Annotated in this window: 14 protein-coding genes and 1 tRNA gene; 9 read left to right on the top strand and 6 right to left on the bottom strand. The window is 73.1% G+C overall.

Going from position 1 to position 15,018, the window contains the following annotated elements; all coding sequences use genetic code 11:
• Positions 1–140: 140 nt before the first annotated feature.
• Positions 141–214, bottom strand: a tRNA-Gly gene (locus ABT160_RS44140).
• A gap of 252 nt (positions 215–466) precedes the next feature.
• Between ABT160_RS44140 and ABT160_RS44145 the strand changes: the two genes are divergently transcribed.
• The 3 genes from ABT160_RS44145 (at position 467) to ABT160_RS44155 (ending at position 1,816) form a co-directional block, all read left to right on the top strand.
• Positions 467–640 (top strand): hypothetical protein, encoded by a 174-nt coding sequence (locus ABT160_RS44145; RefSeq protein ID WP_351655223.1) that lies wholly within the window; start codon positions 467–469, stop codon positions 638–640.
• A 71-nt stretch (positions 641–711) separates the two neighbouring features.
• Positions 712–1,287 (top strand): dCTP deaminase, encoded by a 576-nt coding sequence (gene dcd / locus ABT160_RS44150; protein WP_351655226.1) that lies wholly within the window; start codon positions 712–714, stop codon positions 1,285–1,287.
• Between the two features lie 31 nt (positions 1,288–1,318).
• A complete protein-coding gene (locus tag ABT160_RS44155; protein WP_351655228.1) occupies positions 1,319–1,816 on the top strand; it encodes a phosphoribosyltransferase in 498 nt (165 codons plus the stop codon).
• Between the two features lie 76 nt (positions 1,817–1,892).
• Here ABT160_RS44155 and ABT160_RS44160 read toward each other — a convergent pair whose 3' ends face one another.
• From ABT160_RS44160 to ABT160_RS44170, 3 genes are all read right to left on the bottom strand, one after another.
• On the bottom strand, positions 1,893–2,873 hold the full coding sequence (locus ABT160_RS44160) for a Yip1 family protein (protein ID WP_351655231.1): 981 nt from the start codon (positions 2,871–2,873) through the stop codon (positions 1,893–1,895).
• A gap of 202 nt (positions 2,874–3,075) precedes the next feature.
• The gene (locus ABT160_RS44165) at positions 3,076–4,302 is read right to left on the bottom strand and encodes a hypothetical protein (protein WP_351655233.1); all 1,227 of its coding nucleotides are present in this window, start codon (positions 4,300–4,302) and stop codon (positions 3,076–3,078) included.
• A 71-nt stretch (positions 4,303–4,373) separates the two neighbouring features.
• Positions 4,374–6,635 carry a (Fe-S)-binding protein gene (locus ABT160_RS44170; protein WP_351655236.1) on the bottom strand — a complete coding sequence of 754 codons (2,262 nt, stop codon included), beginning with the start codon at positions 6,633–6,635 and terminating at the stop codon, positions 4,374–4,376.
• Positions 6,636–6,882: 247 nt separating this feature from the next.
• Here ABT160_RS44170 and ABT160_RS44175 point away from each other — a divergent pair, with 247 nt between their 5' ends.
• Positions 6,883–7,881: an NAD-dependent epimerase/dehydratase family protein gene (locus ABT160_RS44175; RefSeq protein ID WP_351655239.1), complete on the top strand. Its 999-nt coding sequence runs from the start codon at positions 6,883–6,885 to the stop codon at positions 7,879–7,881.
• Positions 7,882–7,904: 23 nt separating this feature from the next.
• Positions 7,905–8,711: a WecB/TagA/CpsF family glycosyltransferase gene (locus ABT160_RS44180; RefSeq protein ID WP_351655242.1), complete on the top strand. Its 807-nt coding sequence runs from the start codon at positions 7,905–7,907 to the stop codon at positions 8,709–8,711.
• 53 nt (positions 8,712–8,764) lie between these two features.
• On the opposite strand, the gene ABT160_RS44185 is transcribed toward ABT160_RS44180, so the two are convergent.
• Entirely contained in the window at positions 8,765–9,592 is an 828-nt protein-coding gene (locus ABT160_RS44185) for a class I SAM-dependent methyltransferase (protein WP_351655245.1), read from the bottom strand.
• 141 nt (positions 9,593–9,733) lie between these two features.
• On the opposite strand from ABT160_RS44185, the gene ABT160_RS44190 reads away from it, so the two are divergent.
• On the top strand, positions 9,734–10,858 hold the full coding sequence (locus ABT160_RS44190) for a glycosyltransferase family 4 protein (RefSeq protein WP_351655248.1): 1,125 nt from the start codon (positions 9,734–9,736) through the stop codon (positions 10,856–10,858).
• Between the two features lie 67 nt (positions 10,859–10,925).
• Here the strand turns inward: ABT160_RS44190 and ABT160_RS44195 are convergent, their stop codons facing one another.
• Positions 10,926–11,525, bottom strand: a complete 600-nt coding sequence (locus ABT160_RS44195; protein ID WP_351655251.1) for a sugar transferase — start codon at positions 11,523–11,525, stop codon at positions 10,926–10,928.
• Positions 11,526–11,715: 190 nt separating this feature from the next.
• On the opposite strand from ABT160_RS44195, the gene ABT160_RS44200 reads away from it, so the two are divergent.
• The 3 genes from ABT160_RS44200 to ABT160_RS44210 all read left to right on the top strand — a co-directional run.
• Positions 11,716–12,735, top strand: coding sequence for a UDP-glucuronic acid decarboxylase family protein (locus ABT160_RS44200; RefSeq protein WP_351655254.1), 1,020 nt, complete (start codon positions 11,716–11,718; stop codon positions 12,733–12,735).
• Positions 12,732–13,709 (top strand): LCP family protein, encoded by a 978-nt coding sequence (locus ABT160_RS44205; RefSeq protein WP_351655257.1) that lies wholly within the window; start codon positions 12,732–12,734, stop codon positions 13,707–13,709. The genes ABT160_RS44200 and ABT160_RS44205 overlap by 4 nt, the downstream gene beginning before the upstream one ends.
• Positions 13,710–13,810: 101 nt before the next feature.
• Positions 13,811–15,018 (top strand): oligosaccharide flippase family protein (locus ABT160_RS44210; protein WP_351655260.1); only part of this gene is annotated, 1,208 nt, incomplete at its 3' end.

Below are 15,018 nucleotides of genomic sequence, written 5' to 3' on the forward strand. Positions count from 1 at the left end.
GGGGCCGCCCCGCGGGGGGGGCGGGTCGGGCGGGCGCGGGGGGGGGGGGCCGGGGGCCCCCCCCCCGCCCCACCCCCACCCGAGAACCGGGAACCGTCAACAACAGAACAACCCCAGGTCACTGACCTGGGGTTGAAGACTGGAGCGAGTGACGGGAATCGAACCCGCGCTCTAAGCTTGGGAAGCTTATGTTCTACCATTAAACTACACTCGCGCGACCGGCCCCGAAGGGTTCGGATCGTCGCCCACTGTACCCCATGCGCGGCCCCCGGTGTATTTCCGGGGGCCGTTGGCGTGCGCGGACGCGGGGGGCGGAGGGGGGACGGAATGGGTGCGGGTGGTGGGGAGCGGGGCGTGGGGAGGGTGGGGCGGGCGTACCGTGGGGGTGCGGAGTGCCGGATGGAGTCGTGTCCTGTTCATCCCCTAATGTGGCCTTCTCGTCCAAGCTTGTTGGGGAAGGGACTTGATGGACCTGATGGATCGCACCGTCGTCCGCTGTGCCGAGGGGCACGTGTTCAGTACCGCTTCGTTCCCGATGCAGCACCTTGACGCCGGGCGGCTCGGGCCGGGCCGGCTCATTCGCTGTCCGCGGTGCGCGCGGTTGCGGCACGCCGTTCCCGTGGTGCTGCAGAAGGGCTGACGCGGGACCGACCGGCGCGCGGGACCACTGCCGATTGGGGCGGGCCCGCGCGCTCTGCGTATCCTCGGGTCGTGCTTCTCTCAGACAAGGACATCCGGGCCGAGATCGACGCCGGGCGGGTACGGGTCGATCCCTACGACGAATCCATGGTGCAGCCGTCGAGCATCGACGTGCGCCTCGACCGCTTCTTCCGGGTGTTCGAGAACCACCGCTACCCGCACATCGACCCCGCCGTGGAGCAGGCCGACCTGACCCGCGAGGTCGAGCCCGAGGGGGACGAGGCGTTCATCCTGCACCCCGGGGAGTTCGTGCTCGCGTCCACGTACGAGGTCATCACGCTCCCCGAGGACATCGCCTCCCGGCTGGAGGGCAAGAGCTCGCTGGGGCGCCTCGGGCTCGTGACGCACTCGACCGCCGGGTTCATCGACCCCGGCTTCAGCGGTCACGTCACCCTGGAGCTCTCCAACCTCGCCACGCTGCCCATCAAGCTGTGGCCCGGGATGAAGATCGGGCAGCTGTGCCTGTTCCGCCTCAGCTCGCCGGCCGAGTTCCCGTACGGCAGTGAGCGCTACGGGTCCCGCTACCAGGGCCAGCGCGGGCCGACGGCCTCGCGGTCCTTCATGAACTTCCATCGCACCCAGGTGTGAGAGCAGAGCAGAGCGAGAGAGCAGAGCAGCTGTGAGTGACGTACGGGAGAACCTCACCTACGAGGGATTCGGGCGCGCGGTGCGCGAGCTCGCGCAGACCATCGCCGACGACGGTTACGAGCCGGACATCATCCTGAGCATCGCCCGGGGCGGCGTGTTCGTCGCGGGCGGTCTGGCCTACGCCCTGGACTGCAAGAACATCCACCTCGTGAACGTGGAGTTCTACACCGGCGTCGGCACCACCATGGAGATGCCGGTCATGCTGGCGCCCGTGCCCGACAAGATCGACTTCTCCGACAAGAAGATCCTGATCGCCGACGACGTCGCCGACACCGGCAAGACGCTGAAGCTGGTCCACGACTTCTGCCTCGGCACCGTCGCCGAGGTCCGCAGCGCGGTCATCTACGAGAAGTCGCACTCGCTGGTGAAGTGCGAGTACGTCTGGAAGCGCACCGACGAGTGGATCAACTTCCCCTGGAGCGTGGAGAAGCCCGTCGTCCGGCGCGAGGGGCAGATCCTCGACTCCTGAGCCCGCAGGGACCGGAGAGGGCCCGCACCGAGTGATCGGTGCGGGCCCTCCGCCGTATCCGGTCCGGTCAGGCCGGTCAGATCGTGCCCAGCTTGATGATCGAGAGCAGCGCGATCAGCTGGATCGCCGACGCGCCCAGCGCCTTCGGCCACGGCAGGTCGTGCGACCTGCTCACCATCGACGTGAGCAGCGCGCCCGCCGCGAGCCAGGTGACCCAGCCGAGCACCTGCACCAGGCCGTTCTCACCGCCCAGGAACAGCGCGAAGAGCAGGCGCGGCGCGTCCGTGATCGACGTGATCAGCATCGAGAGGCCGACCGTCGGCTGCCACGACCCGTCGCCGCCCAGCTGGCGGGCCAGGGTGTGGGTGACCGCGCCCAGGATCAGTCCGCCGAGCACGAAGCCCACGGCCGCCATCAGCGCGTACGGGATGGCCGTGCCGATCGGCGCCGAGATGGCCTCCTCGCGCGCCTGGTCGAAGCCGAAGATCGCCAGCAGGCCGTACGCGAACGTGACGATCAGCGCCGGACCCCACACCGGGTAGTCGCGCATCTGCCAGAACGTCGCGTTCGGGCGCAGCACGACACCGCTCAGCAGGTCCTTCCAGTGCAGCCGCGGGCCGGTGGGCGGGGCCGGGGCGGCACCGGCGCGGTAGGTCGCGCCGTCGCCGTACGGGTCGTCGCCCACCGTGAAGGCCTGCGTGTGCCCGGGGTTGTTGGCCGCGTACGGGTCGTGCTGGCCCTGGTGCGCGCCCGGGTGCCGGCCGGGGTGGCCGGGCTGTCCCGGGTGGTTCTGTCCCTGGTGGCCCTGGCCCTGCTGGCCGTACGGGTCGCCGAAGTACTCCGGCTCTCCGTACGGCTGCTGGGCCTGGGGCCACTGCTGGGGGGCGTTGCCGCCGTAGTACGGGGGCTGCTGCCCGCTCCCCGGGCGCGCCTGACCGGGCCCCGGGTGTCCGTTCCCGTTGCCAGGGTGCCCGTACGGCGGCGCCTGCGGCGCCTGCTGCGGGGGTCGTTGGGGCGTGCGGTTGTCCCGGCCGCGTCCGATCCTGAATCCAGCCACGCCCTTGAACGTACCCGCTCCCGCTGTGAACGGGGGCCGGGGTCCGGGCGGGACGGGGGGTTTGCGGCCGACCTGTGACATCCCCTAAGGGGTCCCTGAGGGGGGATTCGGACAGGGGGAGCGGGGGAGTGCCGAGTCCGTTCCGGGGTTGTTCGTGTCCATTGGTCCGGGTCGTCTTCGGCGTCGGTGGCGGGCCGGGCCGTCAGGAGCGGCCGACCTTCACGGGGGAGGCCCGCCGCTCCGGCCCGTACGTGTCCCGCGCTCCCGGGTCGTCCCCCGGCGCGGCCCGGCGCACGCCCGCCACCACCCACGGCACCCCGAGCACCACCGGCACCCACATCAGCACCCACAGCCGGTCCAGCTCCGCCGCCCCCGGCAGCGCCGTCGCCGCCCCCGCGCCGGCCGCCGCCACCGCGAGGGCGGGCAGGGCCAGTCGGCGGTCCGCCCGCCACAGCGCGGCGGCCGCCAGCGCCAGGAGCACCGCGAACGCCGTCTCGTCGCGCCCCCAGTCCAGCCAGAAGCGCACCGCGAGCCCCGCCATCCGCGGCCACGGGTCCGCCACGTCCGGCCGCGCGAAGTGGCCGGTCAGCAGGTCCTGGGCGGCCACCGACGCCCCCGGCAGGCCGAGCGCCCAGGTCCCGGTGGCCACCGCGCCCGCGGTGCCCAGGCCGAGCGCCGCCAGCCGCCGCGAGCGGCCCGCGAGACCCGCCACCGCGAGGGCCGCGCCCACCAGCAGCGCCGTCGAGTACTTCACCGCCACCAGGCCCGCCAGCGCCCCCGCCACCACCGCCAGGCCGCCGGGCCGTCCCGCGAGCACCCGCCGCGCCCCCAGCACCACCGCGAGGGCGCCCACGAAGAGCGCCCCCTCGGTGAGCGGCCGCACCGACCAGTAGCCGGGCGCGCCGAAGAGGAAGAGCCCGGTGCCGACGGCGGCGGCGCCCCGGCCCGCGCCCGCCTCGCGCAGCACCCGGTGGGTGAGCAGGCCCCCGGCCGCGCCGAGCAGCAGTCCGGTGAGCCACATGCCGGGGACCACGCCGAGCAGGGCGACCGCCGGGGCGGCGAGCAGCGGGTAGCCGGGGCGGGTGGTGAAGATCCGCTCGTAGCGGGGGTCGAGGGCGCGCAGGCCCTCGGGCACGTCGGCCAGGCAGGAGGCGTACGGGACGGCGTGCTGGGCCCCGCACCAGGCCTCCAGGGCGGCGCGGTGGGCCTCGGCGGGCCCGGCGCCCAGGAAGCCGAGCGCGGCGGTCGCGTAGCGGTAGGAGTCGCCGCTGAAGACCCAGTACGGCAGGAGGGCCGCGTGCACGGCGGCGAAGGCGGCGAGCAGCAGCCAGGGGAGCGGGGCCCGCGGGAGGGCGCGGAGGAGGGCCCCGGGCCGGGCGGGGGTCCGGGGCAGCGCGGCGGGCGCCTCCGCCCGCGTACGGATGTCCATCCCGTACGGCTATACGACAGCGGCCGGACCCGCCCCCGAGGCAGGTCCGGCCGCTCCCACGTCCGTACGAACTACTTCACCGGCTCGGGCTCCTCCTCCGCGACCGGCTCGTCCGTCGGCTCGGCGGGCGTCCTGACCGAGTCGAGGAGCAGCTGGGCCACGTCCACGACCTGAAGGGACTCCTTGGCCTTGCCATCGTTCTTCTTGCCGTTGACCGAGTCGGTCAGCATGACCAGGCAGAACGGGCAGGCGGTGGAGACGATGTCCGGGTTGAGGGACAGGGCCTCGTCGACGCGCTCGGTGTTGATCCGCTTGCCGATGCGCTCCTCCATCCACATGCGGGCGCCGCCGGCGCCGCAGCAGAAGCCGCGCTCCTTGTGCCGGTGCATCTCCTGCTGGCGCAGGCCCGGGACCTTGTCCATGATCTCGCGCGGGGGCGTGTAGACCTTGTTGTGGCGGCCCAGGTAGCAGGGGTCGTGGTAGGTGATCAGGCCCTCGACCGGGGTCACCGGGATCAGCTTGCCCTCGTCGATGAGGTGCTGGAGCAGCTGGGTGTGGTGGATGACCTCGAACTCGCCGCCGAGCTGCGGGTACTCGTTGGCGATGGTGTTGAAGCAGTGCGGGCAGGTCGCGACGATCTTCTTGGCCGACTTGGGCTTCTTCGTCGAGGGGTCCTCGTCGTCCTCGCCGTACGCCATGTTCAGCATCGCCACGTTCTCGGCGCCGAGCTGCTGGAAGAGCGGCTCGTTGCCCAGGCGGCGGGCGGAGTCACCGGTGCACTTCTCGTCGCCGCCCATGATCGCGAACTTGACGCCCGCGATGTGCAGCAGCTCGGCGAAGGCCTTGGTGGTCTTCTTGGCCCGGTCCTCCAGGGCGCCGGCGCAGCCGACCCAGTAGAGGTAGTCGACCTCGGAGAGGTCCTCGACGTCCTTGCCGACGATCGGGACCTCGAAGTCGACCTCCTTGGTCCACTCCACGCGCTGCTTCTTGGCCAGCCCCCAGGGGTTGCCCTTCTTCTCCAGGTTCCTGAGCATCGTGCCCGCCTCGGACGGGAACGCGGACTCGATCATCACCTGGTAGCGGCGCATGTCGACGATGTGGTCGACGTGCTCGATGTCGACCGGGCACTGCTCGACGCAGGCGCCGCAGGTGGTGCAGGACCACAGGACGTCGGGGTCGATGACGCCGTTCTCTTCGAGGGTGCCGATGAGGGGGCGCTCGGCCTCCGCGAGGGCGGCCGCGGGCACGTCCTTCAGCTGCTCCTCGGACGCCTTCTCGGTGCCCTCCATGTCCTTGCCGCCACCGGCCAGCAGGTACGGGGCCTTGGCGTGCGCGTGGTCGCGCAGCGACATGATCAGGAGCTTGGGTGACAGCGGCTTGCCGGTGTTCCAGGCGGGGCACTGCGACTGGCAGCGGCCGCACTCGGTGCAGGTGGAGAAGTCGAGGATGCCCTTCCAGGAGAACTGCTCGACCTGGGAGACGCCGAAGACGGCGTCCTCGGCCGGGTCCTCCCAGTCGATCTCCTTGCCGCCGGAGGTCATCGGCTGCAGGGCGCCCAGCGCGGTGCCGCCGTCGGACTCGCGCTTGAACCAGATGTTGGGGAAGCCCAGGAAGCGGTGCCAGGCGACGCCCATGTTGGTGTTGAGCGAGACCGTGATCATCCAGATGAAGGAGGTCGCGATCTTCAGGGCGGCGACGAAGTACGTCAGGTTCTGCAGCGTCCCGAGGTCGGCGCCCTTCAGCAGCGCGATCAGCGGGTACGAGGCGAAGAAGCCCGGCTCCCAGGAGTCCACGCCGTGCTGGGCGCCCTCCAGGGCGCGCAGCGTCATGATGCAGGCGCCGACGATGAGGATGACGGCCTCGACGAAGTACGCCTGGCCGGTCTTGGAGCCCGCGAAGCGGGACTTGCGGCCCGGCTTGTTCGGGTTGCTCAGCTGGCGGATCACGATCAGCGTGACGATGCCGAGGACGGTCATCAGGCCGAGGAACTCGGTGAACAGCTCGTAGGGGAGCCAGTCGCCGATGAACGGGATGAGCCAGTCGGCCTGGAAGAGCTGGCCGAAGGCGTTGACGATCGTCAGGAGCAGGGAGAAGAAGCCCACCGCGACGAACCAGTGCGCGACGCCGACGACGCCCCAACGGTTCATGCGCGAGTGGCCGAGGAACTCCTTGACCAGCGTGATGGTGCGCTGTTTGGGGTCGCCGGTGCGGGTGCCGGCGGGGACCGGCTGACCGAGCCGCACGAAGCGGTAGATCTGCGCGACGGCGCGGCCGAACAGTGCGACGGCCACCACCGTGATGACCAGCGACACGATGATCGCGGCGAGTTGCATGGAGGCTCCTCGGGCCTGCGAGGTGGGGATTCTGGCGATTACTAAGCGGTAACTTATGCAGTCCGTATGAGACTACCCAGTTCTTCCACCGCACAGTAGCCAGCACGGCGGTGATCTGTGTCGCTCAGGTGAGCCTCACCCCCCGCTCGGCGCGCCGGGCGGCTCCGCGATCATCTCTCATGCCAAATGTGTCTTTTGTCTGGATTGTCGTGAAATCCCGTTGTCCAGGGCAAAGGAGAAGAAGACCATGGGGCGCATCGACGCGGTGGTGACCGGCGCCGGAGGTTTCATCGGCGGGCACCTCACCCGGGCCCTGCTGGCCGAGGGGCGCACCGTCCGCGCCGTGGACCGCAAGCCGCTGGAGCAGTGGTACCAGCTCCACCCGGCCGCCCAGAACACGGTGCGCGACGTGTCGCTGCGCGACGCGTGCCTGCAGGTCCTGGACGGCGGCGCGGACGAGGTCTACCACCTGGCCGCCGACATGGGCGGCATGGGCTTCATCGAGGCGAACAAGGCCGCCTGCATGCTGTCGGTGCTCTCCAGCACCCACATGCTGCTCGCCGCCCGGTCCTGCGACATCGGCCGCTACTTCTACTCCTCCTCCGCCTGCGTCTACGCGGCGGGCAAGCAGACCGACGCCGCGGTGCTGCCGCTGCGCGAGGAGGACGCCTACCCGGCGATGCCGGAGGACGGCTACGGCTGGGAGAAGCTCTTCAGCGAGCGGATGGGCCGGCACTTCCGCGAGGACTACGGCCTGGCCACCCGCTCCGGCCGCTACCACAACGTCTACGGCCCGTACGGGACGTGGACCGGCGGCCGCGAGAAGGCCCCGGCCGCCGCCTGCCGCAAGGTCGCCACGGCGCTGCTCACCGGGCAGCGCGAGGTGGAGATCTGGGGCGACGGCGAGCAGACCCGCTCGTTCACGTACATCGACGACTGCGTCGAGGGCACCCTGCGGCTGGCCCGCTCCGAGGTCACCGAGCCGCTGAACATCGGCTCCGACCAGCTGGTCTCCATCAACCAGCTGTTCGCGCTGGTCGAGCAGATCGCGGGCGTCGAGCTGCGCCACCGCCACGTGCCGGGGCCGCTCGGGGTCCGCGGGCGCAACAGCGACAACACCCGGATCTTCAAGGAGCTGGGCTGGCAGCCGGAGATCTCGCTGCTGGACGGCCTCGCGGAGACCTACCGCTGGGTGTACGACCAGGTCGCGGCGCAGCTCGACGGCCGCCCGCACTTCACGGCGTGAGCGGCGGGAGTGGTGTGAGTGGCGTGAGCGGTGTGGGCGGTGTGGGCGGCGGGACCGCCGTGGACGGCGCGGAGCACCCGCGCGTCGACGTGCTCGGCACCCGGATCAGCGCGGTCGACCCCGCGCGCGCCGTCGCCGAGGTCGCGCGCTGGATCCACGAACACGAGCGCTCGTACGTCTGCGTGACCGGGGTGCACGGGGTGATGGAGTCGGTACGCGACCCGGAGCTGCGGGCGATCCACAACGCCTCCGGCCTCACCGTCCCCGACGGCATGCCCATGGTCTGGGCCGCCCACCGCGCGGGCGTCCCCGCCGCCCGCCGGGTGTACGGCCCCGACCTGATGCTCGCGGTGCTGGCCCGGGCCGCCGAGGAGGGCTGGTCGTCCTACTACTACGGCGGGGCGCCCGGGGTGCCCGAGGAGCTGGCCCGGCGGATGGAGGAGCGCTTCCCCGGCGCCAAGACGGCCGGGGCGTACTCGCCGCCGTACCGTCCGCTGACCGCCGTGGAGACGTACGAGGTGCGCGAGAGGATCAACCTCAGCGGGGCGGACCTGGTGTGGGTCGGGCTCTCCACGCCCAAGCAGGAGCGCTGGATGGCCGAGCACCGCGCGGCGCTGGCCGCGCCGGTGCTGCTGGGGGTGGGGGCGGCGTTCGACTTCCACACCGGGCGGGTCTCCCAGGCGCCGGAGGTGCTCCAGCGCAACGGCCTGGAGTGGGCCTACCGGCTGCACCGCGAGCCGCGCCGGCTCTGGCGCCGCTACCTGCGCAACAACCCGGAGTACCTGGCCCGTCTCGCGGTGCGCCCGCCGAGGCTGGTGCGGGAGCCGTAGGGAATCGAGGGGGGAGGGGCGTGAGCGCTCCTCCCCCCTCGCGCACGTACGGGTCAGGGCCGCCAGGCGAGCCCGATGCCCTCGCCCGGGTACCAGTGGCGTTCCGGGCGCTCGTCGAAGAACAGGAACTGGCGGCCGGTCTCCTCCGCCCAGGCGGGCAGCACCCGGGTCATGTGCGCGTTGTCGCTGAGCGCCACCGCACGCTCCGTCAGGTGCGGTGCCACCGCGGCGAGTTCGGCGCGCTCGTGGTCGGCGGTGTGCAGGCTGTCGTGCAGGAAGAAGTCCACCGGGCCGACGCCGCCCAGCTCGCGCACGCTGTCGCCGGTGCGCCGGGTGACCACGTCGGCGTACCGGCCGCCGATCAGGGTGCCCGCGTCGGGGTTGGTGTCGATGGTGGTGACCCGGCCGCTGCCGTTGCGCAGCACGGCGGCGCCGAGCAGCACCGCGCCCAGGCCCTTGTCGGTGCCGGTCTCCACGACGTGCTCCGGCCTGAGCGCGCGCACCAGCGCGTACCAGCCGATCCGGCGGCCCGGGCGCAGCTCGGGGTCGGTGAGGTGGCGGCGCGGGGAGCGGCGGGCGGCCTCGGTGAGGTGGCGGCGCAGCTCCTCGTCGCGCTGCACCTCCTCGCAGTAGCCGCGGATCTCCTGGACCGGGCGCCGGGTGGCCTGGGCGACGAACCAGGCCAGGTGCTCGGTGTTGAGGGGCTTGAGGTCGTACGTGAAGTTGGTGTGCTCGCGCGAGGTGAGCAGCCAGCGGGCGCTGAGCGTCAGCTGGCGGGCGCTGTGGGAGGCGGCCTGCTGGGTGCGCAGCGGCAGCGTGGCGAGGCGGGCGAGGGGGGTGCGCGCCACGCGGCGGCCCAGCTGCCGGGGGAGGTCGGCCACGGCGCTCCAATCGGGGTGACGGTGCGTCAGCACCGGTGGACAGTGCGCCAAATGTACGCTTCGAGCGAATTGCCCGACCGAATTGCCGCGACAGTGCCGCGCCGTAACCCCCCGGTGGCGGCGGAAATGGGTGAGGTGGCCGTGCTCCGCATCGCTCTCGTGCACAGCTTCTACGCGTCAGGCCAGCCCAGCGGCGAGAACGAGGCGGTGCGCGACCAGGCCCGGGCGCTGCGCGCGGCCGGGCACGAGGCCGTCCTGGTGTCGGCGTCCACCGACGAGCTCCAGGGCTCCCGGCTCTACCCGCTGCGGGCCGCCGCCCGCGTCGCCACCGGCCACGGCTCCTCGCCGCTGGCGCGGCTGCACGAGCTGGCCCCCGACGTGGTGCACGTGCACAACCTGTTCCCCAACTTCGGCCGCGCCTGGGTGCGCCGCTGGCGGGGGCCGCTGGTGGCGACGCTGCACAACTACCGCCCGCTGTGCGCCGCCGCGACCCTCTACCGGGAGGGCGCCGCCTGCACCAGCTGCCCCGACGGCGACCGCTGGGCGGGCCTGCGCCAGGGCTGCTACCGCGGCTCGCGGGCCGCCACCGCGCCGCTGGCCTGGGCCGGGCGCGCGGGCGCGGCCGGGGACCCGCTGCTGGCCCGGGCGGACCGGCTGGTGATGCTGTCGCCGCTGAGCCGGGACACCTACGTGCGCGCGGGCGTGCCGCGCGGGCGCACCGCCCTGGTGCCGAACTTCGCCGAGCTGCCGCGCCCCGCCCCGGCCGCCGCGGGCGACCGCTGGGTCTTCGCCGGGCGGCTGACGCGCGAGAAGGGCATCGCCGAACTGCTGCGGATCTGGCCCTCGGACGTGGGCCTGGACGTGGTCGGCGACGGCGAACTGGCCGCGGAGTGCCGGGCGGTGGCGCCGCCCTCGGTGGCCTTCCACGGCTCGCTGGACCGGGTGGAGCTGCGCGCCCGGCTGGCGTCCTGGCGGGGCCTGGTCTTCCCCAGCCGCTGGCGGGAGGCGGCGCCGCTGGTGTACGTGGAGGCGCTGGCGGCGGGCCTGCCGGTGCTGGCCTTCGACGGCTCCTCGGTCGCCGACGCGGTGCGCGCGGGCGGCACCGGCCGGGTGGTGGACTGGGACCAGCCGCTGGGGCCGGTCCTGAAGGAGGCGGCGGAGTCCTTCCCCGGCCTGCGCCCGCACTGCCGGGCCGTCTACGAGGCGGAGTTCACCCGGGAGATCTGGGCGCGGCGGATGACGGCGCTGTACGAGTCCGTGCTCTGAACGAGTCGCTGCTCCGGACCGCCCGGGGCCGCGCGGTCCGGAGTCGTACGCGCGCGGCCCGCGGGCGTCAGTGGGCGCCGCGCGCGGTGAGCACCGCGGGGACCGTGCGGGCCAGGATCGCGAGGTCCATGCCGACCCAGTGGTGGTCCACGTAGTGCAGGTCGAGCAGGACCATCTCGTTCCAGGGCAGTTCGGAGCGCCCGCTGACCTGCCACAGGCCGGTGATGCCGGGGAGCACCAGGAGCCGGCCGCGGGCCTGGCCGGTGTAGCCGGAGTCCTCCACGGGCAGCGGCCGGGGGCCCACCAGGGACATCTCGCCGCGCACCACGTTGACCAGCTGCGGCAGCTCGTCCAGGGACCAGCGGCGCAGGGTGCGGCCGACGGGGGTGATCCGGGGGTCCTCGCGCAGCTTGAAGAGGTGGCCGTCGGACTCGTTGGCGGTGGCCAGCGCGGCCCGCTCGCGGTCGGCTCCCCGGCGCATGGTGCGGAACTTCAGCATGGCGAAGGGGACTCCGCCGCGCCCGGCGCGCTGCTGGCGGTAGAACACCCCGCCGCGCGAGGTGGCGGCGACGGCGAGGGCGCAGGCGGCGAAGAGCGGGGAGAGCGCGGCCAGGAGCAGGGACGCGACGAGGACGTCGAGGGCGCGCTTCGGGGACGGCAGGCGCACTGCGCCTCCTTTCGTGGGACATTCGTGCGACTTCAACCGAATTAGTACGCTTTGCGGCAATGACTCTCTCACGATCAGCCGTGTCCGCACGGTGTGCGACGCGGTGCGCACCGGCAATCGGCCCGAAGAACGCGGGTCGACTCCATCGGATGCCCTAGTGGTCCGAAAATGCTGTGAAAGGTGACCTGCCATGCGTGCCGTGGTGACCGGAGGAGCCGGGTTCATCGGCTCCCACCTCTGCGGGAGTCTGCTCGACGCCGGGTACGAGGTGCTCTGCCTCGACAACTTCCTGACCGGGCGACCCGAGAACGTCTCCCACTTGATGGATCGTCAGGGATTCACCCTGACCGGCTGCGACGTGGTGCACGGGGTGGAGGTGCAGGGCCCGGTCGACGCGGTCCTGCACTTCGCCTCCCCCGCCTCGCCCGCCGACTACCTGCGCCACCCGCTGGCCACCCTGCGGGTCGGTGCCGAGGGCACCCGCCACGCGCTGGAGCTGGCCACCGCCAAGGGCGCCCGCTTCGTGCTGGCCTCGACCTCGGAGTCGTACGGCGACCCGCTGGTGCACCCGCAGCCGGAGAGCTACTGGGGCAACGTCAACCCGGTCGGCCCCCGCTCCTGCTACGACGAGGCCAAGCGCTACGCCGAGGCCCTGACCATGGCGTACGTGCGCCAGCACGGGACCGACGCGGGGATCGTACGGATCTTCAACACCTTCGGCCCCCGGATGCGCCCCGGCGACGGCCGGGTCGTGCCCACCCTGATCCGCCAGGCGCTGGAGGGCGAGCCGCTGACCGTCACCGGCGACGGCTCGCAGACCCGCTCCCTGTGCTACGTCGACGACCTGGTCGCCGGCGTGCTGCGGATGACCGCCGCGCGCGGCTTCACCGGTCCGGTCAACCTGGGCAACCCGCACGAGCTGACCATGCTGGAGCTCGCCCAGTGGATCGCCCGGCTCACCTCCTCGCGCTCGGAGGTGGTCAGCATCCCGATGCCCGCCGACGACCCGCGCCGCCGCAGGCCCGACACCACGCTCGCGCAGAGCGCGCTGGGCTGGTCGGCGCTCACCCCGGTGGAGGAGGGGTTGCGCCGCACCATCGCCTGGTTCGCGGGCGTGCCCGCGCCCGCCTCGCCCGCCGCCGCCCCGGCGTCGGTGGCGGCGTCCGTGCCCGCGTCCGTGCCCGCCCCGGCCGAACTGGCCGTCTCATGAGGCTGGTCAAGGCCCTGTCGCCCCGCGCGCTGAAGTGGACCGCCCTCTGCCTGGCCGTGCTGGTGTGCGCGTCCGCGGCCGGGGCCTGGGCGCTCTACCGCAAGCTCGACGGGAACATCCGCACCGACCACGCCGGGGCCGGCGCGCTGGCCCGGCACGGCGCGGAGCGGCCCCGGCCCGCGCCCGGCAAGGCCGAGAACATCCTGATCATGGGCTCGGACTACACCAAGGAGCTGGGCAGCGAGCGCTCCGACACCGTGATGATGCTGCACCTGTCGGGCGACGGCAGACGGGCCGACCTGGTCAGCATCCCGCGCGACCTGACCGTCCACATCCCGGCCTGCGAGCGGCCCGAGGGCGGCCACAGCCGCGACCAGGTCGCCCAGTTCAACTGGGCCTACCAGTTCGGCCGCAGCGCCTGCACCATCCGCACCCTGGAGGCGATCACCCACGTGCGGATCGACCACCACCTGGTGGTCGGCTTCCCCGGCTTCAAGCGGCTGATCAACGCGGTCGGCGGCATCCAGGTGACCCTGCCGCACGCCGAGCGCGACCCCAATGTCGGCCTGGACCTCCCGGCGGGCCGCCACCTGCTCAAGGGCGACGACGCGCTGGCCTACGTACGCGCCCGGCAGTACGTGGGCGACGGCAGCGACGTCAACCGCATCGGCCGCCAGCAGGACTTCCTCAAGCTGGTCGTGGACAAGGTCCGCTCCGGGGACGTGCTCACCAACCCGGCCCGGCTCTACCCGGTCCTGGACGCGGCCACCTCCTCGCTCACCGCCGACGACGGCCTGGACTCGCTGGACGAGCTCTACACGCTGGTGCGGCGGCTGCGCGGGGTGCCGCCGGGCGGGATCACCTTCCGCATCGCCCCGCACGAGGACGACCCGGACCACTGGTACCGGCTGCTGCTCAAGCAGCCCGAGGCGGACCGCCTGTTCGCCGCCGTCCGCCAGGACCGGCCGCTCTGAGCACCGCCGACGCCACCGCCACCGCCACCGGCGGCGGCCCGGACACGCGGGGGCCCGGCGCACGGGCCCTCGCGGGCGGCTTCGGCTGGGAGGCCGCCACCATGGCGGCGGCCGTGCTGTGCCAGCTGGGGTACGCCGCCTACACCGGCCGCCAGGTGGCGCCCGCGCACTTCGGTGCGTACGCCACCGCTCTCGCGCTCTTCCACACCAGCGCCGTCCTGACCACCGTGATGGTCCAACTGGTGCTGAAGAAAGCCGAGCTGACCGAACGGTTCCTGGGGTCCGCGCTGCTGCTCGCGGCGGGCGCGGGCACCCTGGTGTGCCTGGTGCTGCAACTGCTCGCCCCGCTCGCGGGCCTGGTGTGGGACGCGCCGGAGCTGGTCGCGTTCCTGCGCGTGCTGCTGCTGTACAACCTGATCGCACCGGTCGCCGCCGTGTGCACCGCCGCGCTGCGCGGCGCCTCCCGGTTCCGCACCGCCGCGCTCCTGGAGTTCACCGGGCAGCTCGCCGGGTTCCTGTGCGGCGCCGCCCTGCTGGCCGCCGGCCTCAACCCGCTGGGCATCGCCACCGTCTCCGTCGCCTCGGCCGTCGTCCCGGCCGCGGGCGGGCTCCTGCTGCTGCGCCCCAGGGTGGCCTTCGACGCCCGGCTGCTCGCCGAAGTGCGCGCCATGGCGGGCGAGTTCAGGCTGTGCGCGCGCAGCGCGGTGACGCACTCGGTGATGTACGGGCTGCCGATGTGGGTGGCCGCCGCCGTGCTCGGCGCCGCCGCCACCGGCCACTACTCGCGGGCCTTCTACTTCGCCTCGATGGTCCCCACGATGCTCGCCCAGGCGCTCACCCGGATCGCGGTGCCCGCCTTCGCCCGGCGCACCGCCCGCGGCGACGCCGCCTTCGGTGAGGGCCTGCTGGTGGCGCTGACCGCCGCGTCCGCGCTGGTCGCCGTCGCCACCGGGGTGCTCGCCGCGCTCGGCCCCACCGCCCTGGTGCTGCTGCTCGGCGCGGGCTGGGAGAGCGCCGGGGCGCTGGTCCCCTGGTGCCTGGCGGGACTGGGGCTGCAGGTCCTGTGCACGCTGGGCCACCAGGCCGACGAGGCGCGCGGCGACCACGCGGCCGTCTGGGCCAACCAGAAGCTCATCGCGGCCGTGATCGCCGCGGGCTGCGGCGCGGCGGCCCTGCTGGCCTCGCCGCACGCCCTGGTGCTCGCCCACGCGGCGGGCGTGCTCACCGGCCACGCCGCCCAGCTGCGCCGCTGGGCGCGGGCCGGGCTGCTGCTGCCGCGCCCGCGGGCGCGCGCCGACGCGGCGCACGG

Source organism: Streptomyces sp. NPDC001941 (genome assembly GCF_040296945.1).
GTDB lineage: Bacteria > Actinomycetota > Actinomycetes > Streptomycetales > Streptomycetaceae > Streptomyces.

Bases quoted from the DNA above. Each gene is read 5' to 3' on its own strand.
- ABT160_RS44175 (WP_351655239.1), top strand. From the start codon at position 6,883: ATGGGGCGCATCGACGCGGTGGTGACCGGCGCCGGAGGTTTCATCGGC.
- ABT160_RS44170 (WP_351655236.1), bottom strand. From the start codon at position 6,635: ATGCAACTCGCCGCGATCATCGTGTCGCTGGTCATCACGGTGGTGGCC.
- ABT160_RS44145 (WP_351655223.1), top strand. From the start codon at position 467: ATGGACCTGATGGATCGCACCGTCGTCCGCTGTGCCGAGGGGCACGTG.
- ABT160_RS44200 (WP_351655254.1), top strand. From the start codon at position 11,716: ATGCGTGCCGTGGTGACCGGAGGAGCCGGGTTCATCGGCTCCCACCTC.
- ABT160_RS44205 (WP_351655257.1), top strand. From the start codon at position 12,732: ATGAGGCTGGTCAAGGCCCTGTCGCCCCGCGCGCTGAAGTGGACCGCC.
- ABT160_RS44165 (WP_351655233.1), bottom strand. From the start codon at position 4,302: ATGGACATCCGTACGCGGGCGGAGGCGCCCGCCGCGCTGCCCCGGACC.